Source organism: Mesorhizobium sp. B2-4-18 (assembly GCF_006441385.1).
In the GTDB taxonomy this organism is placed as follows: Bacteria; Pseudomonadota; Alphaproteobacteria; order Rhizobiales; family Rhizobiaceae; genus Mesorhizobium; species Mesorhizobium australicum.
The window spans coordinates 56,692-79,251 of sequence record NZ_VFUW01000016.1 but is presented as its reverse complement, the minus strand read 5'-3'; the positions used below and the strand labels follow the sequence as shown (position 1 = coordinate 79,251).

General features: G+C 62.9%; 19 protein-coding genes. 7 read left to right on the top strand and 12 right to left on the bottom strand.

Annotated features, from left to right (window positions below; translation table 11 throughout):
• Nucleotides 1–8 precede the first annotated feature (8 nt).
• The gene (gene hmgA, locus FJ527_RS27715) at nucleotides 9–1,322 is read right to left on the bottom strand and encodes a homogentisate 1,2-dioxygenase (protein ID WP_140824554.1); all 1,314 of its coding nucleotides are present in this window, start codon (nucleotides 1,320–1,322) and stop codon (nucleotides 9–11) included.
• Between the two features lie 86 nt (nucleotides 1,323–1,408).
• Here hmgA and FJ527_RS27710 point away from each other — a divergent pair, with 86 nt between their 5' ends.
• The gene (locus FJ527_RS27710) at nucleotides 1,409–1,846 is read left to right on the top strand and encodes a MarR family transcriptional regulator (RefSeq protein WP_140824553.1); all 438 of its coding nucleotides are present in this window, start codon (nucleotides 1,409–1,411) and stop codon (nucleotides 1,844–1,846) included.
• Between the two features lie 105 nt (nucleotides 1,847–1,951).
• Here the strand turns inward: FJ527_RS27710 and tdh are convergent, their stop codons facing one another.
• Both tdh and FJ527_RS27700 read right to left on the bottom strand, forming a co-directional pair.
• Nucleotides 1,952–2,986, bottom strand: coding sequence for an L-threonine 3-dehydrogenase (gene tdh, locus FJ527_RS27705; RefSeq protein WP_015318326.1), 1,035 nt, complete (start codon nucleotides 2,984–2,986; stop codon nucleotides 1,952–1,954).
• Nucleotides 2,987–3,038: 52 nt separating this feature from the next.
• On the bottom strand, nucleotides 3,039–4,226 hold the full coding sequence (locus tag FJ527_RS27700; protein WP_140824552.1) for a glycine C-acetyltransferase: 1,188 nt from the start codon (nucleotides 4,224–4,226) through the stop codon (nucleotides 3,039–3,041).
• Between the two features lie 306 nt (nucleotides 4,227–4,532).
• On the opposite strand from FJ527_RS27700, the gene FJ527_RS27695 reads away from it, so the two are divergent.
• Both FJ527_RS27695 and FJ527_RS27690 read left to right on the top strand, forming a co-directional pair.
• Nucleotides 4,533–6,605: an EAL domain-containing protein gene (locus tag FJ527_RS27695; RefSeq protein ID WP_015318328.1), complete on the top strand. Its 2,073-nt coding sequence runs from the start codon at nucleotides 4,533–4,535 to the stop codon at nucleotides 6,603–6,605.
• Nucleotides 6,606–6,673: 68 nt separating this feature from the next.
• Nucleotides 6,674–7,411 carry a polysaccharide deacetylase family protein gene (locus FJ527_RS27690; protein ID WP_140824551.1) on the top strand — a complete coding sequence of 246 codons (738 nt, stop codon included), beginning with the start codon at nucleotides 6,674–6,676 and terminating at the stop codon, nucleotides 7,409–7,411.
• Nucleotides 7,412–7,429: 18 nt separating this feature from the next.
• Here FJ527_RS27690 and FJ527_RS27685 read toward each other — a convergent pair whose 3' ends face one another.
• On the bottom strand, nucleotides 7,430–7,858 hold the full coding sequence (locus FJ527_RS27685; protein WP_015318329.1) for a MarR family transcriptional regulator: 429 nt from the start codon (nucleotides 7,856–7,858) through the stop codon (nucleotides 7,430–7,432).
• A gap of 145 nt (nucleotides 7,859–8,003) precedes the next feature.
• Here FJ527_RS27685 and FJ527_RS27680 point away from each other — a divergent pair, with 145 nt between their 5' ends.
• Nucleotides 8,004–8,411, top strand: a complete 408-nt coding sequence (locus FJ527_RS27680) for a hypothetical protein (RefSeq protein ID WP_140824550.1) — start codon at nucleotides 8,004–8,006, stop codon at nucleotides 8,409–8,411.
• A gap of 100 nt (nucleotides 8,412–8,511) precedes the next feature.
• On the opposite strand, the gene FJ527_RS27675 is transcribed toward FJ527_RS27680, so the two are convergent.
• Entirely contained in the window at nucleotides 8,512–10,557 is a 2,046-nt protein-coding gene (locus FJ527_RS27675; protein WP_140824549.1) for an NADH:flavin oxidoreductase, read from the bottom strand.
• 57 nt (nucleotides 10,558–10,614) lie between these two features.
• On the opposite strand from FJ527_RS27675, the gene queF reads away from it, so the two are divergent.
• Nucleotides 10,615–11,076, top strand: a complete 462-nt coding sequence (queF, locus tag FJ527_RS27670) for a preQ(1) synthase (RefSeq protein ID WP_015318332.1) — start codon at nucleotides 10,615–10,617, stop codon at nucleotides 11,074–11,076.
• Between the two features lie 8 nt (nucleotides 11,077–11,084).
• On the opposite strand, the gene FJ527_RS27665 is transcribed toward queF, so the two are convergent.
• The 6 genes from FJ527_RS27665 to FJ527_RS27640 all read right to left on the bottom strand — a co-directional run bounded on the left by FJ527_RS27665 (nucleotide 11,085) and on the right by FJ527_RS27640 (nucleotide 18,765).
• On the bottom strand, nucleotides 11,085–11,693 hold the full coding sequence (locus FJ527_RS27665) for a hypothetical protein (protein WP_140617116.1): 609 nt from the start codon (nucleotides 11,691–11,693) through the stop codon (nucleotides 11,085–11,087).
• Nucleotides 11,694–11,697: 4 nt separating this feature from the next.
• On the bottom strand, nucleotides 11,698–12,174 hold the full coding sequence (locus tag FJ527_RS27660; RefSeq protein ID WP_015318334.1) for a DUF3828 domain-containing protein: 477 nt from the start codon (nucleotides 12,172–12,174) through the stop codon (nucleotides 11,698–11,700).
• A 127-nt stretch (nucleotides 12,175–12,301) separates the two neighbouring features.
• Entirely contained in the window at nucleotides 12,302–13,411 is a 1,110-nt protein-coding gene (locus tag FJ527_RS27655; RefSeq protein ID WP_140824548.1) for a mandelate racemase/muconate lactonizing enzyme family protein, read from the bottom strand.
• A 52-nt stretch (nucleotides 13,412–13,463) separates the two neighbouring features.
• On the bottom strand, nucleotides 13,464–15,446 hold the full coding sequence (locus FJ527_RS27650) for an FAD-dependent oxidoreductase (protein WP_140824547.1): 1,983 nt from the start codon (nucleotides 15,444–15,446) through the stop codon (nucleotides 13,464–13,466).
• Between the two features lie 74 nt (nucleotides 15,447–15,520).
• On the bottom strand, nucleotides 15,521–17,170 hold the full coding sequence (locus FJ527_RS27645; RefSeq protein ID WP_140824546.1) for an ABC transporter substrate-binding protein: 1,650 nt from the start codon (nucleotides 17,168–17,170) through the stop codon (nucleotides 15,521–15,523).
• A 44-nt stretch (nucleotides 17,171–17,214) separates the two neighbouring features.
• Nucleotides 17,215–18,765: a trimethylamine methyltransferase family protein gene (locus FJ527_RS27640; protein ID WP_140824545.1), complete on the bottom strand. Its 1,551-nt coding sequence runs from the start codon at nucleotides 18,763–18,765 to the stop codon at nucleotides 17,215–17,217.
• 92 nt (nucleotides 18,766–18,857) lie between these two features.
• On the opposite strand from FJ527_RS27640, the gene FJ527_RS27635 reads away from it, so the two are divergent.
• Together FJ527_RS27635 and mutL are read left to right on the top strand one after the other, a co-directional pair.
• Entirely contained in the window at nucleotides 18,858–19,760 is a 903-nt protein-coding gene (locus FJ527_RS27635; RefSeq protein ID WP_015318339.1) for a LysR substrate-binding domain-containing protein, read from the top strand.
• A 43-nt stretch (nucleotides 19,761–19,803) separates the two neighbouring features.
• On the top strand, nucleotides 19,804–21,693 hold the full coding sequence (mutL, locus tag FJ527_RS27630; protein WP_140717663.1) for a DNA mismatch repair endonuclease MutL: 1,890 nt from the start codon (nucleotides 19,804–19,806) through the stop codon (nucleotides 21,691–21,693).
• Between the two features lie 23 nt (nucleotides 21,694–21,716).
• On the opposite strand, the gene FJ527_RS27625 is transcribed toward mutL, so the two are convergent.
• Nucleotides 21,717–22,478: a hypothetical protein gene (locus FJ527_RS27625; protein WP_140824544.1), complete on the bottom strand. Its 762-nt coding sequence runs from the start codon at nucleotides 22,476–22,478 to the stop codon at nucleotides 21,717–21,719.
• Between the last annotated feature and the right edge of the window lie 82 nt (nucleotides 22,479–22,560).

The window sequence follows — 22,560 nt, the reverse complement described above, 5'->3', positions numbered from 1 at the left end:
CTTGCCGCTCAAGACCAGTCGCCCTCGGGCGTGCCATTGAACCGCTTCTTCAGGTCGGCCCAGCAATCGATGTAATTGTCCTGCCGGGTTTCGAGTTCGGCGCCGTAGCGGGTCAGCATCTGCGGAAAGCGGGTTTCGAACATGAAGGCCATGGTGTTGTCGAGCTTGACCGGTTTCAGGTCCGCGCGCGAGGCTTTTTCGAAGCCAGGCGCATCCGGGCCATGGGCCAGCATCAGATTGTGCAGGCTGATGCCGCCGGGGACAAAACCTTCCTCCTTGGCGTCGTACTGGCCATGGATCAGGCCCATGAACTCGCTCATGATGTTGCGATGGTACCAGGGCGGCCGGAACGTATCTTCCGCCACCAGCCAGCGCGGCGGGAAGATGACGAAATCGATGTTGGCGGTGCCTTCCTCGCCGCTCGGCGCCGTCAGCACGGTGAAGATCGACGGATCGGGGTGATCGAACAGCAGCGCACCGACCGGCGAAAAGGTCGCCAGATCATATTTATAGGGCGCGTAGTTGCCATGCCAGGCAACGACGTCGAGCGGCGAATGGCCGATCTCGGTGACGTGAAAATTGCCGCACCATTTCACGATCAGCCGGCACGGCGTCTCCTTCTCCTCGAACCAGGCGCAAGGCGTCTTGAAGTCGCGCGGGTTGGCCAGGCAATTGGCGCCGATCGGGCCGCGGTCAGGCAGCGTCAGCTTGGCGCCGTAATTCTCGCAGACATAGCCGCGCACTTCGGCGTCGACCAGTTCGACCTTGAAGACGAGGCCGCGCGGCAGCACGGCGATTTCACCGGGCCGAAGCTCGATGACGCCCATCTCGGTGATGAAGCGCAAGCTGCCCACCTGCGGCACGATCAGCAGCTCGCCGTCGGCGTTGAAGAAATGATCGTCGGTCATCGAGCGGTTGGCGACATAGACATGGGCAGCCATGCCGGCCTGGCCAAGCACGTCGCCGGCGGTGGTGATGGTGCGCATACCGTTAATGAAGTCGGTCGGCTCTTTCGGCATCGGCACCGGATTCCAGCGGTACTGGCCAAGCGCCAGCTCGTGGTCGCCGACATTGGGCGCGCTCTTCCACAGGGGATAACTCGCCGCCTTGAACCTGCCCGTGTGCTTGACGCTCGGCCGGATGCGATAGAGCCAGGAGCGCTCATTGGTGCCGCGCGGCGCGGTGAAGGGCGAGCCTGAAAGCTGCTCGGCATAGAGGCCGTAGGCCGGCCGCTGCGGCGAGTTGCGTCCCTGCGGCAGCGAGCCGGGCAAGGTTTCGGTTTCGAAGTCGTTGCCGAAACCCGGCATATAGGAAAAGGCCATTGCTTCCTCCCGGATTGACCAAATTGGTTTCATCTGTAACCATCGAAAATGTAACTATCAATCTTCCGTTTTTCCCGGATGCGGCAATGGACATTCTCGAACTCGAAAGCTTTCTGCCCTACCGGCTCTACCGCCTTGCAGATGCGGTCAGCCGCGAATTCTCGAAGGTCTACAAGGACCGCCATGGCCTGACCCGGCCCGAATGGCGCACGTTGTCGGGATTGGGACAGCGCGGCACGATGACCGCGACGGAACTTGGCGAGCAGTCGGCCATGCACAAGACCAAGGTCTCGCGCGCCGTGGCCGAGTTAGAACGGCGGCGCTGGCTGGTACGAACACCTGACGAGAACGACCGCCGCGTCGAGCACTTGACGCTTACCAACGCCGGGCTTGCAGCCTATCGCGAGATGGTGCCGCTGGCGCAGAATTTCGAGCGGGAACTGCTGGCGAAACTTGGCGTGGACGAACGTGCGGCGATTGTGCGTGGGGTGGCGGCGCTGGAGAAGGCGTTGGAAGAAAAGTAGCGCTGAAAGAATGGGGATAGGCTGGCGGGACAGCGCCACCTCTGTCCGGCAGGACAGAGGGGACGCCTCGCGCAGACGTTTCACCGGATAGCGCTATGCGCGCCGTTACCAGTCCATCACCACCTTGCCGGAACTGCCGCTGCGCATCGCATCGAAGCCGGCCTGGAAATCGTCGATGCCGATGCGGTGCGTGATGAGCGCCGAGACGTCGAGCGGGCCCTGCACCAGGGCGATCATCTTGTACCAGGTCTCGAACATCTCGCGGCCGTAGATGCCCTTCAAGTGCAGCATCTTGAAGATGACCTTGTTCCAGTCGATCTCGAAACCAGTCGGGGCGATGCCGAGGATGGCGATCTTGCCGCCATTGTTCATGGTGTCGATCATGTCGCGGAAGGCAGGTGCGGCGCCCGACATCTCCAACCCGACATCGAAACCTTCAGTCATGCCGAGTGCTGGCATGACGTCGCGCAGCTTCTCCTGCGAAGCGTCGACGACATGCTGGACGCCGAGTTTCTTCGCCAGCGCCAGGCGCACCGGGTTGATGTCGGTGATGACAACCTTGCGTGCGCCGACGCACTGCGCCACCAGCGCGCCCATGATGCCGATCGGTCCGGCGCCGGTGACCAGCACATCCTCGCCGACCAGATCGAAGGACAACGCCGTGTGGACCGCATTGCCCAGGGGATCGAAGATCGCGGCAATCTCGTCCGGCACGTCGTCGGGGATCGGCACCACATTGTGCTGGGGAATGGCCAGGTACTCGCCGAAGGCGCCCGGACGGTTGACGCCGACGCCGAGCGTGTTACGGCACAGATGTCCCCTGCCCGCGCGGCAGTTGCGGCAATGGCCGCAGACGATGTGTCCCTCGCCCGACACCCGCTGGCCGACCTTGTATTCGGTGACCGCGGCACCAAAGTCGGCTACCGTGCCGACGAATTCGTGGCCGGTCACCATCGGCACAGGAACCGTCTTTTGCGCCCACTGGTCCCAGTTGTAGATGTGGACATCGGTGCCGCAGATCGCGGTCTTCTTGATCTTGATCAGCACATCGTTCGGGCCGATCTCCGGCACCGGAACCTCTTCCATCCAGATGCCCGGTTCGGCCTTGGCCTTCACCAGTGCCTTCATCATGTTCGACATTCTCTTGTCCCTTGAATCTCTTGATCCGGAATCGCTTTTCGCTACCGGCCCTTCAGGAAATCACGCCCAATTCCCTGCCGACCGCTCCGAACGCTTCCACGGCCCGGTCGATGTCGGCGCTGGAGTGCGCCGCCGACATCTGGGTGCGGATGCGGGCCTGGCCCTTCGGCACCACAGGGAATGAGAATCCAATGACGTAGATACCACGCTTCAGCATGCGCGCCGCCATCTCCTGCGCCAATGTGGCATCGCCCAGCATCACCGGGATAATCGGATGGTCGGCCCCGGCCAGCGTGAAGCCAAGCTTGCCCATCTGGGACCTGAACCGCGCCGCATTGGCATATAGGCGCTCGCGCAATCCGTCGCCATTGCGGATCAGCTCGAACACCTTGATCGAGGCGCCGGCGATCGCCGGCATCAGCGTGTTGGAGAAGAGATAAGGCCGCGAGCGCTGGCGCAGCCAGTCGACCACCTGCTTCTTGCCCGAGGTGTAGCCGCCCGAAGCGCCGCCGAGCGCCTTGCCGAGCGTGCCCGTGATGATGTCAACCCTGCCCTCGACACCGCAATGCTCGGGCGAACCGCGCCCGTTTCCGCCGACGAAGCCGACCGCATGGCTGTCATCCACCATGACCATGGCGTCGTATTTTTCGGCCAGGTCGCAGACGCCTGAGAGATTGGCGATGATGCCGTCCATGGAAAACACGCCGTCGGTGGCGATCAGCCGGAAGCGGCAATCCTTGGCTTCCTTCAGGCGTGCCTCGAGATCGGCCATGTCGTTGTTGGCGTAGCGAAAGCGTTTGGCCTTTGACAGCCGGACGCCGTCGATGATCGAGGCGTGATTGAGCGCGTCGGAAATGATTGCGTCTTCCTCGCCAAGCAGCGTCTCGAACAGGCCGCCATTGGCGTCGAAGCAGGAGCCGTAGAGGATGGTGTCCTCCAAGCCGAGGAACGATGAAATCGTCGTCTCGAGCTGCTTGTGTTCTTCCTGCGTCCCGCAGATGAAGCGCACCGAGGCCATGCCGTAGCCGTAGCGGTCGAGCGCCTGCGCGGCCGCGGCGCGCAGCTCCGCGCTGTCGGCAAGGCCGAGATAGTTGTTGGCGCAGAAGTTCAGCACTTTCTCGCCGCCGACCTCGATCTCAGCCGACTGCATCGAGGAAATCACCCGCTCGGACTTGTAGAGCCCGGCGGATTTCAACCCTGCAAGCTCGCTGTCGATATGGGAGAGAAATGCTGCGGTCATGATCGGGCCCCGTTTGACGTCGGCAGACTGTCGTCCCGCCCGCACAAAAAATCCATCGTAAAAGCGACCGGATCAGGTGGCCGGGCAGCATCAGCTGGGACGTTCCGACATTGCCCAGGTGACCACCCGGAAACGCATGGGCCGACGAATGCTCAAATGCGGGGCGGCCGCGAAAGAACCCGATAACCATTTCGTGATCTTTCCGCCTCTCGTCCGCGCCGGGCGGCCGTCGATTTCCAGTCCTGTTAACGTTTGCAGTTCAATGGTGCTCGCATAAATCCGTTGGCGAGAGGACCGCCCCCGAACATGTCTCAGCAGCCGGTGCAAACCGTTTCAGGCAAGCTCATACTGCTGATCAAGGCTGGCTACTGGCTGGCGCTGCTGATCATTGCCGCCATGGTCGCGGCCTCCTTCGTCCTGCTGCAGCAGACGATGGCCACGCAGCAGCACAACAACACCTTGCTCGACATCGTCGGTACGCAGAAGACGCTGTCGCAGCGCATCGTCTTCCTGGCCAACGCAACGGGCGCCGCCTCGCGCGACAAGCAGCCGGCGCTGGTCAGCGCGCTGAAGCAGGCCACGGCGGAGTTCGAGACGAACTACGATCTGCTGCTCAAGCAGACGGGCGCGGATCCGCAATCGCCGGCCAAGCTCGATGCGAAGTCGATCCAGAGCGTGCTTTTCGCCAAGCCCTTCCATCTCGACTATTTCTCGGTTGGCCTGATCGCCAATGGCGACCGGCTGGTCTCTGCACTGGAATCGCAGCTCAATCTTGGCGACAATGGCGGCTACAAGGGCGGCGCCGAACGCGTCAATCTCGATGCCTCGGTCGCCAATGCCACGCTGTCGGGCTATGCCGCGCTCGGCCAGCGCATCAGCGCCGATGCCGACGAGCGCTCCGAAAAGCTGCTCTCCCTCCACCGCACGCTGTTCTACGCCACACTCGGCGTCATCCTGCTGGTGGCGCTGTTCATCTTCAGGCCGATGTCCAACGCGATCCTGCGCAAGACGCGTGAGTTGGTCGACGCGCGCAATTCGATGGCCTTCATCGCGGTGCATGACGGCCTGACCGGCCTGCACAACCGCACCTTCCTCACCGACCATTTCGAGACGCTGATCAAGGGCGCGCATCGCCGGCGCGAGCGCCTGGCCGTAGTCCAGCTCGACCTCGATCGCTTCAAGCAGATCAACGATACGCTGGGCCACGCCGCCGGCGACTATGTCCTGGTCGTGACGGCACAGCGCATGCGCGATTCCTGCCGCGCGTCGGATCTGTGCGCGCGGCTCGGCGGCGACGAATTCGTGATGATCCTCAACGGAGCCGGCAGCACCGAGGACATCAACATGCTGGCACGGCGCATCCTGGTGCATATCAATGAGCCGATCGTGTTCCAGGGCACCACCATTCTTCCGGGCGCCAGCGGCGGCATCGCGGTCTATCCGATCGATGCCGACAACGCGCAGGACCTGCTCGTCCATGCCGATCTGGCGCTCTACTCCGCCAAGAAAATGGGGGGCGGCAACTTCTCGTTCTTCTCGGAGGAACTGCGCCGCGAACTCGACTACCGCAAGCAGCTCGAACATGACATCAAGGTCGCCATTTCCGAAAAGGCGTTCCAGGTCTATTTCCAGCCGCAGGTCTCGCTGACCGACGGCACCATCAGCGGCATCGAAGCGCTCGTGCGCTGGAATCATCCCGAGCGCGGCATGATCTCGCCGGGCGAATTCATCCCGGTCGCCGAGAAATGCGGCTTCATGCCGGAGATCGGCCGCATCGTGATCAGCAAGGCGATCAACGAGGCCGCCGAGTGGAACCGTGCCGGGATTGCCTTCGGCCGGCTTGCGGTCAATGTCTCGGGTACCGAGTTGCGCGAGCATGATTTCGATGCGTTTTTGTTCGATACGCTGGAGAAAGCCGGACTGCCGCCGCAGAAACTGTCGCTGGAAATCGTCGAATCCGTCATTCTGGACGACGAGAAGACTGGCATCGCGGCGAAGCTGCGTCATATCAGGGCGGCCGGCGTGCATCTGGAACTCGATGATTTCGGCACCGGCTATGCTTCGCTCAGCCACGTCAATCCCAACGAGATCGACAGGCTCAAGATCGACCGTCGCTTCGTGCAAAACATCCACGAGAATGGCGACAACTCCAAGATCGTGCGCGCCATCACTGAACTTGCCCGGGGGCTGGGCATCTCCATCGTCGCCGAGGGTGCCGAAACCGAGGCCGAGCTCGACTCGCTGATGGCGATCGGCTGCGACCAGGTGCAGGGCTATTCCATCGCCTTCCCGATGCCGCATGACAAGGCGCTCGAATGGCTGACCGCCCGCATGCCGAAGAAAGCCAGGCTAACGGTATTGCAGGGAAGCCTGGCGTAACCCGGCCAGCCTTGACAAGCAGCCGCGGAAATGGCGGCCTGTCCTGATCGCGAGGGGATAGCGGCCCCATGACATTCTTTCGGCTTGCCCTGGCAGCCATGTTGATGTCGGCGTTGCCTGCCCATGGCGCGGATCGCACCATCTATCTCACCTTCGACGACGGTCCGCTGAGCGGTACAAGCAACATCCTTGACGTCTTGGAGGCCGCGCAGGTTCCGGCAACGCTGTTCATGGTCGGTATGCATGCCGAGGCCAGTGCGTCCAACAAGACGTTGGTGCGGCGCGCCAAGGCTATGCCGCTGGTGACGATCGGCAACCACAGCTACAGTCACGCCTACAATCACTACCGGCATTTTTATGGCGATACGGAAGGCGTGGTCGCAGACATGCTCAGGGCCAATGCCGTGCTGGGCCTGAAACCGGCTGTGCACGCCCGCTTGCCGGGGCGCGATGTGTTCCGGCTGCCTTCGATGTCGAAGAACGACAATTCGCTTGGGCAGGCGCAAGCCGGCCGTGAGGATCCCGACTATGAGTTCGTCGCCGCTTCCGGCTTTTATCTCTATGGCTGGGACCACGAGTGGGTGCACAAGGACAGCGGCGAGCCGGTCCAGAGCGTCGACCGTCTGGTCAGCGAGATCGATCACTTGTTCGGCTATGGCCATTTCGCCAAACCCGGCAAGTTGATCCTGCTCATGCACGACGAGATGTTTCAGGACGGTTTTGACGGCAAGACCAAATTGACCAGCCTGATCACTGCGCTGAAACTACGCCACTATGCGTTTGGAACAATCCAGAGCTATGACTGAGCCAACAGGCCGGCATTCCTAGCTCTCTACGTTTTTCCGCAACGCCGCAAGCACCTGCGCAAATTCCGCCAGACGCTCGTCGGACAGTCCTTTGCGAAGCCGCTTGTCGAAGACGAGTGCCGCTTGCCGCAACGTCTCGAACAGCGCTTCTCCCGTCTCCGTCAATTCGACCAGGTGAACCCGGCGGTTAACGGGATCGCGCCGCCGCGTCAGCAGGCCCTGCGCTTCCATCGCGTTGAGATGATGGGTCAGCGTCGCGCCCTGGATGCCGATCATGCCGGCGAGTTCGCGCTGATTGGCAAGCTCGCTCGACTTGACAGACAGCAGCGTGAGCCAGACCGGCAATGTGCCGCCTGCTTCAACCAAGGCAGCGTCGAAGGCCTGGGCGACAAGCTTGGCGGTTCGGCCGAGATTCATGCCGACCGGCGGGCGGTCAAATGGTGTCATGATCTGACAGTAGAGCAAGCAGTGGGAATGTGAAACTTGACTTCATGATTGACATCTAACCATTAGATATCTAATTTTGCCTTATTGATGGCATCGCGACAGGGTTGCGGCGCGTAGGCGGCGGGCGAATGAGAGGAATGCGATCATGCAGTATGTTTATATCGCCGTCATCGGCCTGCACGTCATGGCCGGCGTCTTCTGGGCCGGCACAACCATCGCGGTTGGCCGCGATCCGGACATCCGGGCCGAGCGGTTCTTCCGGCCGCAAATGGGCGCGGCCGGTTTGGCTTTCCTGACCGGTTTGCTGCTCTGGTATTTCTTTCATGAGGGTGCTTTTGGCTCGATGGAAAAGGTACTGGCGCTCGGCATTTTGACGGCGCTGATCGCCGCCGGCGTGCAAGGCGCGCTTGTGGGCTCCGCCAGCAGGCAGCTTGCCGGCGCCGATGCCGCGACCCAAACGGTGCTGCGCGCGAAAATGACCAGGGGCGAACGTATCGCCGGCGGGCTGCTGGTCATCACCGTGCTTTGCATGGCGACCGCCAAGATGTTTTAGAATCGCACGGCCGGTGAAAGCCGATCATGCGCGGCGCGCAACGGACCAGAGCGGCAGGTGGCTCTCCTGGCAAAGGCCGTTGCGCGCCACCTGATCGTGATCAAATCCTGATCCCGAACCTGATCCCATCATAGATGGCGGCGTGGATGTTGCGCGAGGCAACCGCGTCGCCGATGCGCAAGAGCACGAAGCCGCCATCCGCGTTGCGCTTGGGAAAAATGTCGCCGCCGTTGACCAGCCGCTCATAGTCGACCGCACCACCGTTCTTCGACAGCGGTTTCAGCGAAAGGTACAGATCGTCGAGCGGCGCCGTGCCGTGCTCGACCACCACCTGGTCGACCCTGCGCTCTCCGCGCCAGCCATCGGCGAAATCCGAAGCGAGTTCCGCGATCAGTTGATTGCCTTCGCGCCGCACCGAGCGCAGGCGGGTATTGATGGTGACGGTGACGCCCTTTTCCTGGAAGGCCCTGACATAGGGTACGTGGTTCATGCCGCCCATTTCGGGGGCGAAGAAGCGTTCCGGCGAAACCAGTTCCAGCTTCGAGCCGCTGTTGGCAATCAGTTCGGCCGCGCCCATGCCCTGATGGCCGCCATTGTCGTCGTAGAGCAGCACATTTTCGGCCGACTTGACGCTGCCGGCCATGATGTCCCAGCTCGAGGTGACGAGATTGTCGCCGGAGGCCAGCGGCGGGTTCTGCGGCAGGCCACCGGTGGCGATCACCACGACGTCGGGCGCCAGCGCCAGGACATCGTCCTGTTCCGCCCAGGTGTCATAGCGGATCTCGACGCCGAGCCGGTCGAGTTCGGCCAGCCGCCAGTCGATGATGCCGATCAATTCCTTGCGGCGCGGATTCTGGGTCGCCAGACGCACCTGGCCGCCAGCTTGTGATGATGCCTCGAGGATCGTGACTTGATGACCGCGCTCGGCTGCGACGCGCGCCGCCTCCAGCCCACCAGCGCCGGCGCCGACGACCACCACTTTCCGCTTGGGCCCTTCCGTCTTGACAATGACGTGCGGGATATCCGCCTCGCGGCCGGTCGCCGCATTGTGAACGCATAGCGCCTCGCCGCCTTCATAGATGCGGTCGAGACAATAGGTAGCGCCGACACAGGGACGTATCTCGTGCTCGCGGCCCTCCATCACCTTCTTGATGATGTGCGGATCCGCGATATGGGCGCGTGTCATGCCGACCATGTCGAGCTTGCCGGTGGCGATCGCATGGCGCGCGGTGGCGACATCGGAAATGCGCGCCGCGTGGAAGGTCGGGAATTTCGTCGCCGCCCTCACCTCGCCGGCAAAATCGAGATGCGGCGAAGACCGCATGCCGGTCACCGGAATGACCTTGGTGAGCGCCGCGTCGGTCTCGATCGAGCCCCGGATGATGTTGAGGAAATCGAGCTTGCCGGAGCCGGCCAGCCGCCTGGCGATCTCGACGCCCTCCTCCTTCGACAGGCCTTTGTCGAAATCCTCGTCGGCGACCATGCGGATGCCGACGACGAATTTCTCGCCGACCGCCGCCCGCACCGCATCGAGCACCATGTTGGTGAAGCGCAGGCGGTTGTCGAGCGAACCGCCATACTCGTCATCGCGATGATTGGTGGCAGGCGACCAGAAGCCGTCCATCAGATGGCCGTAGGATTCGAACTCGATGCCGTCGAGCCCCGCCGCCTGGCAGCGCTGGGCGGCCGACGCATAGTCGGCGACGATGCGCTCGATGTCCCAGTCCTCGATGGTCTTGGGGAAAGCGCGATGCGCCGGCTCGCGCACCGGCGAAGCCGAGAGCACCGGCAGCCAGTCGGCCTTGTTCCAACCCGTGCGGCGGCCAAGATGGGTGATCTGGATCATCACCTTGCAGTCATGCTCATGGCAGGCATCGGTGAGTTCGGCCAACCACGGCACGATGCGGTCGTCATAGACGTGCAGATTGCCGAAGGCAGCCGGGCTGTCGCGCGAAACGATCGCCGAGCCGGCGGTCATGGTCAGCGCCATGCCGCCCTTGGCCTTTTCGGCATGGTAGAGCCGGTAGCGCTCCTTCGGCATGCCGTCCTCCGAGTAAGCCGGCTCGTGGCTGGTCGACATCACCCGGTTCTTCAGCGTCAAATGCTTGAGCTGGTAGGGTTGGAGAAGCGGGTCGTTGCTGGTCATCGTCTTCCTGCCGTTTTAATTTGTGCTAATGAGCGGCAAATCCAAGGGAAACCGCATATGATCGATACCAAAAATCTCACCCAGCTCGGCACGCACGTCGAGACGCCACAGAGCCCCGAAGCCGCGGTCCTGGAAACCGTGCCGTTTTCGCGCGGCGACGGGCCGCCGGCGATCGTGCGCTTTACCTGCCCGGAATTCACCTCGCTCTGCCCGGTGACCGGACAGCCGGATTTCGCCCACATCGTCATCGACTACGCACCCGATGCCGCCCTGGTGGAATCGAAGTCGCTCAAGCTGTTCATGACCTCGTTTCGCAACCATGGCGCCTTCCATGAAGACTGCACGGTGATGATCGGACGCCGCATCGTGGCCGCGACCAAGCCGCTCTGGTTGCGCATAGGCGGCTATTGGTATCCGCGCGGCGGCATTCCGATCGATGTGTTCTGGCAGACCGGCGCTCCGCCCGAAGGCGCCTGGCTGCCGGATACCGGCGTCACCCCCTATCGCGGGCGCGGCTAGTTCGGCCATCATTCGCACTGGTACTGGCTGAGCGCCCATTCGCCGGTCACCGACAAAAGGTCCGCTATCTTCCATTCGCCATCGACCTTCTTGAACTTCCATTCGAGGCGGTGCGGGTTACCGGCGACGACGAAGGCGACGATCACCTTGGCCTGGTCGCCATTGATCGCTTCGAGCGTCTTCAGGCTCTTGTCGATCTCGGCCTTGTCGTAGTCCGCATTGTCGAGCGCCATGTTGGGGTCCAGGCACTCGCCCTGCCCGGATTTGCGCAAGGCATCGCTCTTGTCGAGCACGGCTTTCGCCGGATCGATGAAATGGCCGCGCTGAGCAGGATCGACCTCCAGGCCGACCTGATCGTAGAACGGCCGCACCACCGCGGTCGGCGACCCCGGCTGGATTGGAGCGGCAGGCTCGCTTGGCGGCGATGCGACGGGTGGGGTCGGCGGCTCCGCGGCGCCGCCAGGCGGGGTTGCCGGCGGCGTCACGCTGTCATCGGGCGCGGTCCCGGCCGGAGCTTTTGCCGGCGGCGCGCCCAACAGCCCCTGAGCGGCCGCGCCGTTCAAGTCCGCCGCCAGCAGGCACACGGCCGAGAACAAAAGAAGCGTGCGACCGGCCATCGCATCACTCCGGATCTTGGCCCGCCATGCATTCGAGCTGGCTCAGCGTCCAGTCGCTGGTCTTCGATGCAATGTCCGATATCTTCCACTTGCCGTCGACCTTCTTCAGCGACCAGTGCATTTCGCGCTGCGAATCGTCTCCTTCCGGAAAAAGACTGAAACTCGCCACCACCTGCGCCGTATCGCCCTCCACCGTCTCGGACAGCTTCAGTGTCTTGGAAAGGGCCTTCTGGTCGAAATCCTGCGCGTCGAGGCCGGGGTCGAAGTCGATACAGGCGACCTGGTCCGGATTCTTCTTGGTGGCCTGGTCGTTGAGGTCGAACAGTTTCGTCACCGGCTCGGTGAAGCGATCGCGGTATTGCGCGTCGGCCTCGAACTTGACCTGCGGGACATAGAAGAACTTCACGGCGTCGGACGCCGGGCCGGCCAATGCCGCGGCTGGTGCGGCAATCGACAGGATGGCAGCGAGCAGCAGTTTCATGGATTTCCCCGAATGTTTGACTGCGGAAGGCAATCAATACCACGCATCGTGCATATCGGCTTTTTTGCGGCTCATGAAGCCTCCTCCGGGCGGCGCGTCTGCTTGCATAGATCAAATCCAACGATCCTTAGTTTCCGAAAGTGGCGATCGGCGCGTTGAGTTGGGAGCGCTCAGGCTTGACACCGAGCCCTGGGATCTGCGGGACGCGTATATGCCCGTTCTCGATCACGATCGGGTTTGCGGGATCAGTATGCCCTTCGATGTACTCCTGCGCGATCCAGGCTCCCTCAAAACGTCTCGGCTCGACGGTAGCGGCGAGGTGGACGCATGCCGCGGCGATGACGTCTCCGCCCCAGGCATCGTCGCAGCTGTGCGGAAGAGATCGTATCGCACACAGGTCGCGGACCGTGGCCATCTTGGTCAGACCACCAAGACGGGTGACCTTCAATCCGAATCCGTCGGCGATACCTGACGAAACTGCCCGAAGCACGGCATTCAAATCCTCGGTACTCTCATCGAGATAGATCGGATGCGTAACGCGCCCTTTGAGACCAGCGACTTCCTCCATGGTGTTGCAAGGCTGTTCGAACACGAACGGGATTGCCTGGCAAAGCCGATCGATGTGCAGCGCCGCGGCAGCGGTCAGGCCGCGATTGGCGTCGACGGCTATGCGGGCCCTGAAGCCAACCGCCTCCCATACTTTGTGCACAGTGGCGACGTCTTGTTCGAGATCCCGCCCGCCGATCTTGATCTGAAGCCGTGGATATCCGGCATTGACCTTGTCGGCGGCAATACGCGCGGTCTCGTCCGGAGCACCGACGGTCGTCGAGTAGTATGACGGCACGCGATCGGTGAGCGCACCACCGAGAAGTGTTGAAACAGGGACGCCCAGCCGCTGGCCGGCGAGGTCGAGGAGAGCTATGTCCAAGGCCGCTTTGGCATAGTTGTGACCGTTCAGCCGTTCGTCCATTCGTTTGGCGAGGCGGCGCATGGACGCTGTGTCCTCGCCGACGAGTCCCGGCGCTATTTCAGCAATTGCCGCTCTCGCGCCCAGAGCATGCTGGGGTTGATAAACAGGGCCGATCGGGCAAGTCTCACCCCAGCCTGACAGTCCATCCTCGGTGGTGACTTCAACCAGCGTGCTGTCCAAATTCTGCACGGTGTCGCTGGCCATCCGGTAGGCACCGCCTTTAACGGGCAGAAGCACCTGATAGACTTTGATTGACCTGATACGCATTCAGACATTAGCCTCGTTCATGCCTTGCCTGGTATGGCGCCTTTCGCGATGGTCAAAGACCAAGCGCCACCTTGCGCCCATCATGAATGGCAAATGCCGCCTGTCTGGAGGCGGTACAATCGCCGATGGAGGTATGCGCAATTCCGCGCCTTTCGAGCTCGATGGACAGGCTGTCCTGCGCCATGCTGGTGGCGGCGAAGACCAAAGCGTCGGCCTCGACCTGCTGCCCGGTCCCGTCGAGCAGCGAAGCGATCCTGGCCACCCTGCCGTCCCAATGGACGACGGCGCTCTCGGTCACAAACCGCACTTTCAGCTTGGCGAGTGCCCGTCGCAGCGGCGCATCGACGGCCATTCGCTGAAGCTCTTTGCCGACCAGGGCGTCCGGTGTCACAAGCGTTACGTTGTGACCATCCTCGGCGAGTTTCCAGGCGGTGCCGCAGCCCTTCCAATTGCCGCCGTCGTCCAGCAAGAGAACATTTTTTCCCGGCCTCGCCTCGCGCGCCATCACCGCTTCGGCCGAGAGCACCGGACCGTCGCCCGGAATGCTCTCCCAATGCGGCAAGGCCCGCTGGAAAGCGCCGTCCGGCGGCATCGAGCCGGTCGCGACGATGACGTGATCGGCGCCCTCGCGCTCGACATCGTCGGCTTCGACATACTGCCCGTAGCGGATGTCGACCTGGAGCTGGCCGAGCTGGCGCTCATACCAGTCGATCAGGTCCAGAATCTGGGCACGGCGCGGCTGCAGTCCGGCAAGACGGAACTGTCCCCCAAGGCGGTCGGATGCCTCGGCCAGCGTGACGCGATGGCCGCGCTCGGCCGCCACGCGCGCCGCTTCGAGACCGGCCGGGCCGCCACCCACGACCAGTACGCGCTTCGGCTGGCCGGCCGGAGCAAAGCGGTCGCCGCCCCACTCCCATTCCCGCCCCGCGGAAGGATTGATGACGCAGCTGATCCAGTAGTCACGGCTGCGCCGGCCCCAGCACATCTGGTTGCAGGACAGGCAGCCGCGAATGTCCTGCGGCCGGCCGGCGGCAGCCTTTGCAGCCAGATGCGGATCGGCGATCTGCCCACGCACGATGGAAACGAGATCGGCACGGCCTTCGCTCAGCACGCTCTCGGCGTTCTCGGGCGTGCGGATATGGCTCTCGGCGGTGATCAACGCGTGACGCACGGTGGATTTGAGCACGGACGCCAGGTCGGCACCGAGCTTCTCCGGGTAAACAAAGGTCGGCATGATCTTGTAGAAATCGAAGTAGGAACCCGTTCCGCAAGTGACATAGTCCATCAAGGCATCGCGGTCGTGGAGGTCGATGATCTCGGCCAGCGCTTCGCGCTTCAGCGCCACTTCGACTTCGGGCTCATCATTGATCGCGAGACCGATGATAAAATCATCGCCGCATTCCCGGCGAATCCTGGTCATCACCTCACGGCTCATGCGGGTGCGGTTTTCGAGGCTGCCGCCCCATCGGTCGTCCCGGCGGTTCGACCAAGGTGTCCAGAACTGGTCCAGCATCGAATGGTACGCCGCCCAGACCTCGACGCCGTCGAAGCCGGCCTGGTGGCAACGGCGCGCGGCCTGGACGAAGCCGTCGATCGTTTCTTCGATCTCGGCTTCGGACATCCGATGCGAGCCGTCGGAATCGTGGTAGCTCGGCAGGCCGGAAGGCGACCAACCGGGGTGAAACGAGTTGTCCGCGTCCGCGTGCTGACCGACATGGTAGAGCTGCTGGATGGCGACGGCGCCGTTGCCGCGGATCGCCTCCGTCACCTTGCGGAAATACGGGATGACGCGGTCATCGGACGGGCTGAAATTGCCACGGGTAAGCACGGCGGCCTGATGCACGGGCATCGGCTCGACCACGATCATGCCGGCCCCGCCGATGGCGCGTTCGGCGTAGTAGCCGACATGGCGTTCGGTCGGCAGCCCGTTCTCGGCCATGTTCGCCGTATGGGCTCCAAACACGATCCTGTTGCGCAATGTTTTGCCACGCAAGGTGGCCGGCTCGAACAAACGTTTGAAGACCCGCCCGGACATGCAAATTCTCTCCCCATCGGCGGCATTGCGCCGGCGCAAGGGAGCGCCGGCGCTGTGTGGCTGAACTTCTGGCGTCAGGCGTCCAGCCAGACGTTCTGGAGGTCCATCTCGAAGGTCTGGTGGACGCCGTAGTTCTTCACCTTCTTGTTCGTGTGGCTGTAGAGCTTCTGCCAGAACGGCTGGATGATGACGCCGGAGTCCTGCAGGATCTGCTCGACATCCTTCATCACCTCCTTGCGCTTGGCGACGTCGATCAGCGAGAGCGCCTGCTTGAGCTTGGCGTCGAAATCGGGATTGGAATAGGCCGATTCGTTCCACGCCTCGCCGGTGCGATATCCCAGCGCCAGCACCTGGACACCGAGCGGGCGCATGTACCAGATGGTCATCGAATAGGGGTATTTCGTCCAGTCGTTCCAGAAGGTCGAGCCCGGCAGCACCGTGCGCTTGACCTTGATGCCGGCGTCACGCAGCTGGCCGGCGATCGCGTCGCCGGTGTTCTTCTGCCAGTCGTCCTCGATGGTGATCAGCTCGTGCTCGAAGTCGGCCTGCCCGGCGTCCGCCATCAGCTTCTTGGCGACGGCGGCGTCGCGCTCCTTCTTGGGCAGGGCATAGTATTCGGGATGGATCGGGCTGACATGGTGGTTCTCGCCGACCGTGCCGCGGCCGTTGTAGCCGAGCTGCAGCACCGCGTTGTTGTCGACCGCCATCTGCAGCGCATTGCGAACGCGCTGATCGTCGTATGGCTTGTGCGTGATGTTGGTGCGGGCAACCAGCGTGGTGGCGGTCGCGACCTCAGACTTCTGCAGCCCCATCTTGTCGAGAATGTCGATGAAGTCGGCGGGCGACTCGAAATTGAGGTCGATTTCACCGGAATCGAACGCGTTCACCGTGGCGTTGAAATCGGTGCCGTAGTCGATGAATTCGATACCGTCGAGTGGCGCCTCGCCGCCCCACCATTTGCCGTTCTCGCGGCGCTTGACCACCGCCTTCTGGCCGACGTCGTAAGAGACCAACTCAAACGCTCCCGTGCCGATCGGCTTCTTGATCGGGTCGGCGCCATCGGCGTCGAAATTGCGGTGCACGATGAGCGCCGGATAATCGGTGAAATTGGGAATGAGCGAAATATCGGGCTCGCTGAGCTTCAGCTTGACCGTGTTGTCGTCGACCTTGGTGATGGCGCCGTCCCTGGCCTTGCCGGTCTTGGCATCGATCAGCGCACCGACGCGGGCCGCCATCGAGTTGCCGGCGACGCCCTTCTCGCACCAGCGCGTCACATTGTGCACCACGTCATCGGCGCTGAAGGCATCGCCATTGTTCCAGGCGACGCCCTTGCGCACATGCAGCGTGTATTCGGTGGCGTCGTCGTTGATGTCCCAGCTTTCGAGCAGCACCGGCTCGAAGGTGAATTGCCTGGTGTAGCGCACCAGCGGCTCCAGCCAGCAACGCGAGACATTGGCCAGTTCCACCCAATCGTAAGTGCGCGGATCCTTCTGCGCTTTCACCGCCATCGAGACGTGCAGCGTCCCGCCCTTCTTCGGTTCCTCGGCCACAGCTTGCGTCGGCGCGGCGAGGCCGATCATGCCATAGGCAAATGCCGTCGACGCACCAAGCGCGCTGGCCAGCGCCAGGAACTCGCGCCGGTCCATGCGACCCGCCTTCGCTTCCGCCGCCATCGCTTCGATAGCGGGCGGCACACGGTCGCCGTTGCTTCTGAAAATCGTCATGTCATTCTCCCCTTGTTGTTCCCGTGAGGTCTTTGCCTGCTTTTTCAACTAACGCTGTCAGGCAGTTTTTCCTCGCGCCGCGCGATCAAATCCTTGAGACCGTCGGCAATGCCCTCGTCGAGTTTCGGCTCCTCATAGTCGGCAAGCATGTTGCGCGCCTTCTCGCGGCCGCGCGTGTCGTGGTCCTTCGCCCCTTCCGCCTTCCATTGTTCGTAGGAGTTGAAGTCCATGATGCTCGGCATGAAGAAAGCCTTCTCGAAATGCTCGAGCGTGTGCTGGGTGCCGAGGAAATGGCCCTGCGGCCCGACTTCGCGGATCGCTGCCATCGCTTCCTTGAAATCTTCGAAAGGCAGGCCGCCGGCATATTTGTACCAGCCGACAAGCTGTTCGCAGTCGGTGGCGAATTTCGAGTAACCGCAAGTGAGACCCGCTTCCAGCCATCCGGCCGAATGCCAGATGTAGTTGGCGCCGGCGAGGATGGCTGCATGCATCAGCATGTTCGCCTCATAGCCAGCCTGGGCATCGTTGAGCTTCGAGCCGACATGAAAGCCCGATGTGCGCCACGGCAGTTTGTATTTCCGCGCCAGCGCACCCATCAGATACATCATCTGGGCGGCCTCCGGCGTGCCGCCCATGGGAGCGCCGGTCTTCATGTCGACCGTGACCATGAACTGGCCGTAGATCTGGGGCGAACCGGGACGGATGAGCTGGGTCAGGGCCACGCCCGCGAGCGCCTCGGCATTGACCTGCGCCACCGCGCCGACGGCCGACGCCGCGGTCGAGGCGCCGCAGAGCGCGAACGGCGCCAGGATCAGCGGCTGATTGTGGCTTGCATAGACCCGCATCGCGTCGATCATGGTGGCGTCCCAGACCAGCGGCGAATTGCAGTTGGTGATCGCCACCAGCACCGGGTTTTCGCGGACGAACTCCTCGCCGAAGACGATTGCAGCCATCGCCATCGTGTCCTCGGCGCGCTCCTTGGACGTCACGATGCCCATGAACGGCTTGTCGGAATGTTTCAGCGCCGAATGGATGATGTGCAGATGCCGCTTCGGCACGGCGATTTCCATCGGCTCGCAGATGACCGAACTCGAGGAATGCAGCGCCGGCGCCATGTAGGCGAGCTTGTGGAAATTGTTGAGGTCGGCAAGCGTGCCGTAGCGCCTGTTGTTGTCGAGGTCGCGTATGTAGGGCGCGCCATACATCGGCACGAAGATCGAGTTCTTGCCGCCAACGCGGACCGTGCGCTCGGGATTGCGCGCATGGAGCGTGAATTCGGATGGGACTTTCGAGACGAGCTCCATCAGCAGCGCGCGGTCGATACGCACGCGCGTTTCCCTGACATCGGCGCCAGCCGCCTTCCAGAGCTCGACGGCTCCGTCGTCGCGGAATTCGCAGCCCACTTCTTCGAGTATCTTGAGCGACTCCTCGTGGATCAGTTCCACCGCCTCATCGGGAACGATCTCATAGACCGGGATCTGGCGCACCAGGGTCGGGAACGAGGCAATCGGCGCGCTCCTCATCGCCTTGCGCCCGAGACGGCCACCACCACGGCGATGGGTTTGCTCGGTCAATTCAGTGGCCGGTGCGTTCATGGAGCCTCCATCCCTTCGATCCCGGTCAACTTAGCGAGGTGAAATTCGACTGTGACGCTGGAAAATCCTGATCTCTTGTATAAGCTGAGCTTATGCGAAGCCTTCGCCACCTCCTGCCCTCCGCCGGCAGCCTGATCGTCTTCGAGGCGGCCGGCCGGTTGTCGAGTTTCACCGCCGCCGGGCGCGAGCTCGGCATGACGCAGGCCGCGGTTTCCTATGCCGTGCGTGGGTTGGAGGAACAGCTTGGCGCCACGCTGTTCCAGCGCCGCCACCGCCAGGTCAGCCTGACCGAGGCCGGCGAGCGCTTCCATGCCGACGTCTCGCTCGGTCTTTCCCACATCCGCAAGTCGGCGGAGGACCTGCGTCTGCAGGCGACTGGTGGCCATGTGACGCTCGCCGCCTCGACGGCCTTCGGCTCGTTCTGGATGATGCCGCGCCTGCAGCGGTTCCGCGACGAACTGCCGGGCATCGATCTGCGCATCCAGACCGGCGACCGAGATCTCGACATCATCGCCGAAGGCATTCCGCTTGCCGTGCGCGGAGGCGTGCCACGTGACTGGCCGGACTACCACTCGCTAGCGCTCTCCGACGAAGAGATCTTTCCGGTCGCGGGTCCCAGTTATCTGACGAAATTCGGCCGGCCCGAGACCGTCGAGCAACTGGCGACACACCGCCTCATTCATCTGGAAGAGCCCTATCGCGAGGCCCCGAACTGGGACGAATGGTTCCAATCGGCCGGAGCCAGTCTCCGTAATGCGGAGCGTGGCTTGCGCATCAATGACTATGCGATTGTGATCCAGGCGGTCATGGAGGGGCAAGGCATCGCGCTCGGCTGGCGCCACCTTGTCGAGCGGCTGCTGTCGACCGGGCTGCTGGTGCCGGTGACGGACCACATCATGAAGACGGGCACCGCGTTCTACGTCATCTGGCCGAAGAACCGCGAGCTCAGCGACAATGCGCGCAAGGTCAGGGATTGGCTGCTGGCGCAGGCGTAAAGTGGCCTCGCGCGCGCCCACCGAATCCGTGTAAGATCAGAGCATGCCCATCCGCCAGCTTTCCGAAACGATGATCAACCAGATCGCCGCCGGCGAAGTCATCGAGCGTCCGGCGAGCGTGGTCAAGGAACTGGTCGAGAATGCGCTCGATGCCGGGGCCAGCAAGGTAGAAGTCGTCACATCGGGCGGCGGGCTGAACCTGATCCGCGTCACCGATGACGGCTTCGGCATTCCTGAACGGGAACTGGCGCTGGCCATCGCACGCCACTGCACCTCCAAGCTCACCGAGGATATCAACGACATTCGTTCGCTCGGCTTTCGCGGTGAAGCGCTGCCATCGATCGGCTCGGTGTCAAGGCTGTCGATCCGCTCGCGCACGGCCTCTAGCGACAGCGCCGCAGAGATCGGCATCGAGGGCGGCCGCGTCCTGCCAATCAAGCCGGCGGCGGCCAATCGCGGCACCACGGTCGAGGTGCGCGACCTGTTCTTCGCCACGCCGGCACGGCTGAAATTCATGAAGGGCGAACGCGCCGAAAGCTCGGCCATCAGCGACATCGTCAAGCGCATCGCCATCGCCTTCCCCACGGTGCGTTTCACGCTGGCCGGTTCCGACCGCACGACTCTGGAACTGCCGGCTACCGATGACAGCGCGGACGGCAGCCTGCGCCGGGTCGCGCAGGTGATGGGCGCCGACTTTCCCGACAATTCCATTGCCATCGACGCGATGCGCGAAGGCGTGCACCTGACCGGCCATGTGTCGATCCCCTCCTTCACCCGCGCCAACGCATTGCAGCAATATGCCTATGTCAACGGCCGCCCGGTGCGCGACAAGCTGATCGCCGGAGCGATCCGCGGCGCCTTCGCCGACGTCCTGCCGCGCGACCGCCACGCGGTGACGGTACTGTTTCTTTCGCTCGATCCGGCCATCGTCGACGTCAACGTCCATCCGGCCAAAGCCGATGTCCGCTTCCGCGATCCGGGCCTCGTGCGCGGGCTGATCGTCGGCGCGATCCGGCAGGCATTGGCCGATGCCGGCATCCGCTCGGCCACCACCGGCGCCGCCGGCATGATGGCAGCGTTCCGGCCGGGCAGCCCGTCCTATGCGCATCCCGGCCCGGCCAATGGCCATCGCAGCTACGACGCGGCCTATCGCGCTTCAGGCGCCGCCGGCTTCGATCCCGCGCGCTCGCCGCAGCGGCCGCTCGACATGCAATTCGAAAGCCCGGGCTTTGAACGCACCGGCGCAAGACAGGGCGGATTTGGCGAAAATGAGCAAGCCGCGTTCGATGCCGGCCCGCTTGCCAGCGCCGATGCGCGCGCCGGGCAGAGCGAGGCGGCGGAGACGCTGCTCGGCGCGGTGCTGGGGGCCGCGCGCGCGCAGGTGCATGAGAACTATATCGTCGCCCAGACCAGGGATTCGCTCATCATCGTGGACCAGCACGCGGCCCATGAGCGGCTGGTTTACGAGGCGCTGAAGAACGCGCTGCACGCGCGGCCGGTGCCGTCACAGATGCTGCTTCTGCCCGAGATTATCGACCTGCCGGAGGAGGACGCCGAGCGGCTGGCCGTGCATTCCGAAACGCTCGCCCGCTTCGGCCTCGGCATCGAGCGTTTCGGACCGGGTGCGGTCGCCGTGCGCGAGACGCCGTCGATGCTCGGCGAGACCAACGTCCAGCAATTGGTCCGCGACCTTGCCGACGAGATTGCCGACAACGATACGGTCGAGACGCTCAAGGAACGGCTGGACAAGATCGCCGCCACCATGGCCTGCCATGGCTCGGTGCGCTCCGGGCGGCTGCTCAAGGCCGAGGAGATGAACGCCCTGCTGCGCCAGATGGAGGCGACGCCGGGTTCCGGCACCTGCAACCATGGCCGCCCGACCTATATCGAGCTGAAGCTGGCCGACATCGAGCGGCTGTTCGGACGGCGGTGAAACGGCTGCCCGGCGGCCAGCCCTCATTTCCTCCGCTGATATTTCCTTGTCCGTGAATTGAAGACGTAATCGACCGCGGTTCCGGCGCCACCGCCTCGAAAATTCACGGAAATGACGTCCTTGCCTCGCTCCACCCATTTCTCGACGTTCATATAGATGGTCGTCATCAGCATGCCGGCACTGCACGCATCATCATCGGCGAAGGTAATTTCCTGGACAACCTTGCGGCTGCTCTTTTTGATGATACGCATTTTTTCCATGCAAAGGCCGGCGCTGGTATTCGTGTAAATTCCCGAAAACCTGTCGGTGGCTGTCTGCGCCCAGAAGGAAATCTCGACGGTGCCGTCGATCTTCGCCTCGCCGGTGTCATCCAGGCTCGCTATTTTCTTGAGGGTGACGGGATATCTATCCGTGCCCCTGCTCCAGCTTCCGGTCACAGCGTTTCCATTGAGGTCGAGGGAGAATGGGCAGCTTGTGGTATCCACAGCGGGTCTCGGCCCCTGCACAACTATCCGATAGAATTCCTTGTCGTCTGAAATCTCGCAAAGCACGAACTTGGTGCCGGTGACCGTGCCATACAGCGCAATCGGGCTCTGCTTCGCGTCGTAGAAGTAGCTTCCATCGACCTTTGGCGCGCTGCCTAAGCTATCATATGTCTGTATGGAGAAATGGATGGGAGACGGCCCGAGGAAACCCTCGTAGTTTTCCACGTGGTACCAACCCGCGACGGCTTTCGCGTTAAGCAGCAACAAGCAAACGACCGTTGAGATAAAACGTCTTCCCATCCCGACCTCGCAGCGCCCGCGACGACCATCCGCCAAGACCGAGTGACAGTTGCCTTGCCTTGCGGCAGCCGTCAACTGGCGA

Coding starts and splice junctions, on each gene's coding strand:
- FJ527_RS27635 (WP_015318339.1), top strand. CDS start 18,858: ATGCGAAGCCTTCGCCACCTCCTGCCCTCCGCCGGCAGCCTGATCGTC.
- FJ527_RS27655 (WP_140824548.1), bottom strand. CDS start 13,411: ATGCGTATCAGGTCAATCAAAGTCTATCAGGTGCTTCTGCCCGTTAAA.
- FJ527_RS27665 (WP_140617116.1), bottom strand. CDS start 11,693: ATGGCCGGTCGCACGCTTCTTTTGTTCTCGGCCGTGTGCCTGCTGGCG.
- FJ527_RS27645 (WP_140824546.1), bottom strand. CDS start 17,170: ATGACGATTTTCAGAAGCAACGGCGACCGTGTGCCGCCCGCTATCGAA.
- FJ527_RS27685 (WP_015318329.1), bottom strand. CDS start 7,858: ATGACACCATTTGACCGCCCGCCGGTCGGCATGAATCTCGGCCGAACC.
- mutL (WP_140717663.1), top strand. CDS start 19,804: ATGCCCATCCGCCAGCTTTCCGAAACGATGATCAACCAGATCGCCGCC.
- FJ527_RS27695 (WP_015318328.1), top strand. CDS start 4,533: ATGTCTCAGCAGCCGGTGCAAACCGTTTCAGGCAAGCTCATACTGCTG.
- FJ527_RS27710 (WP_140824553.1), top strand. CDS start 1,409: ATGGACATTCTCGAACTCGAAAGCTTTCTGCCCTACCGGCTCTACCGC.
- FJ527_RS27640 (WP_140824545.1), bottom strand. CDS start 18,765: ATGAACGCACCGGCCACTGAATTGACCGAGCAAACCCATCGCCGTGGT.
- FJ527_RS27690 (WP_140824551.1), top strand. CDS start 6,674: ATGACATTCTTTCGGCTTGCCCTGGCAGCCATGTTGATGTCGGCGTTG.
- FJ527_RS27680 (WP_140824550.1), top strand. CDS start 8,004: ATGCAGTATGTTTATATCGCCGTCATCGGCCTGCACGTCATGGCCGGC.
- tdh (WP_015318326.1), bottom strand. CDS start 2,986: ATGTCGAACATGATGAAGGCACTGGTGAAGGCCAAGGCCGAACCGGGC.
- FJ527_RS27700 (WP_140824552.1), bottom strand. CDS start 4,226: ATGACCGCAGCATTTCTCTCCCATATCGACAGCGAGCTTGCAGGGTTG.
- FJ527_RS27625 (WP_140824544.1), bottom strand. CDS start 22,478: ATGGGAAGACGTTTTATCTCAACGGTCGTTTGCTTGTTGCTGCTTAAC.
- hmgA (WP_140824554.1), bottom strand. CDS start 1,322: ATGGCCTTTTCCTATATGCCGGGTTTCGGCAACGACTTCGAAACCGAA.
- queF (WP_015318332.1), top strand. CDS start 10,615: ATGATCGATACCAAAAATCTCACCCAGCTCGGCACGCACGTCGAGACG.
- FJ527_RS27675 (WP_140824549.1), bottom strand. CDS start 10,557: ATGACCAGCAACGACCCGCTTCTCCAACCCTACCAGCTCAAGCATTTG.
- FJ527_RS27660 (WP_015318334.1), bottom strand. CDS start 12,174: ATGAAACTGCTGCTCGCTGCCATCCTGTCGATTGCCGCACCAGCCGCG.
- FJ527_RS27650 (WP_140824547.1), bottom strand. CDS start 15,446: ATGTCCGGGCGGGTCTTCAAACGTTTGTTCGAGCCGGCCACCTTGCGT.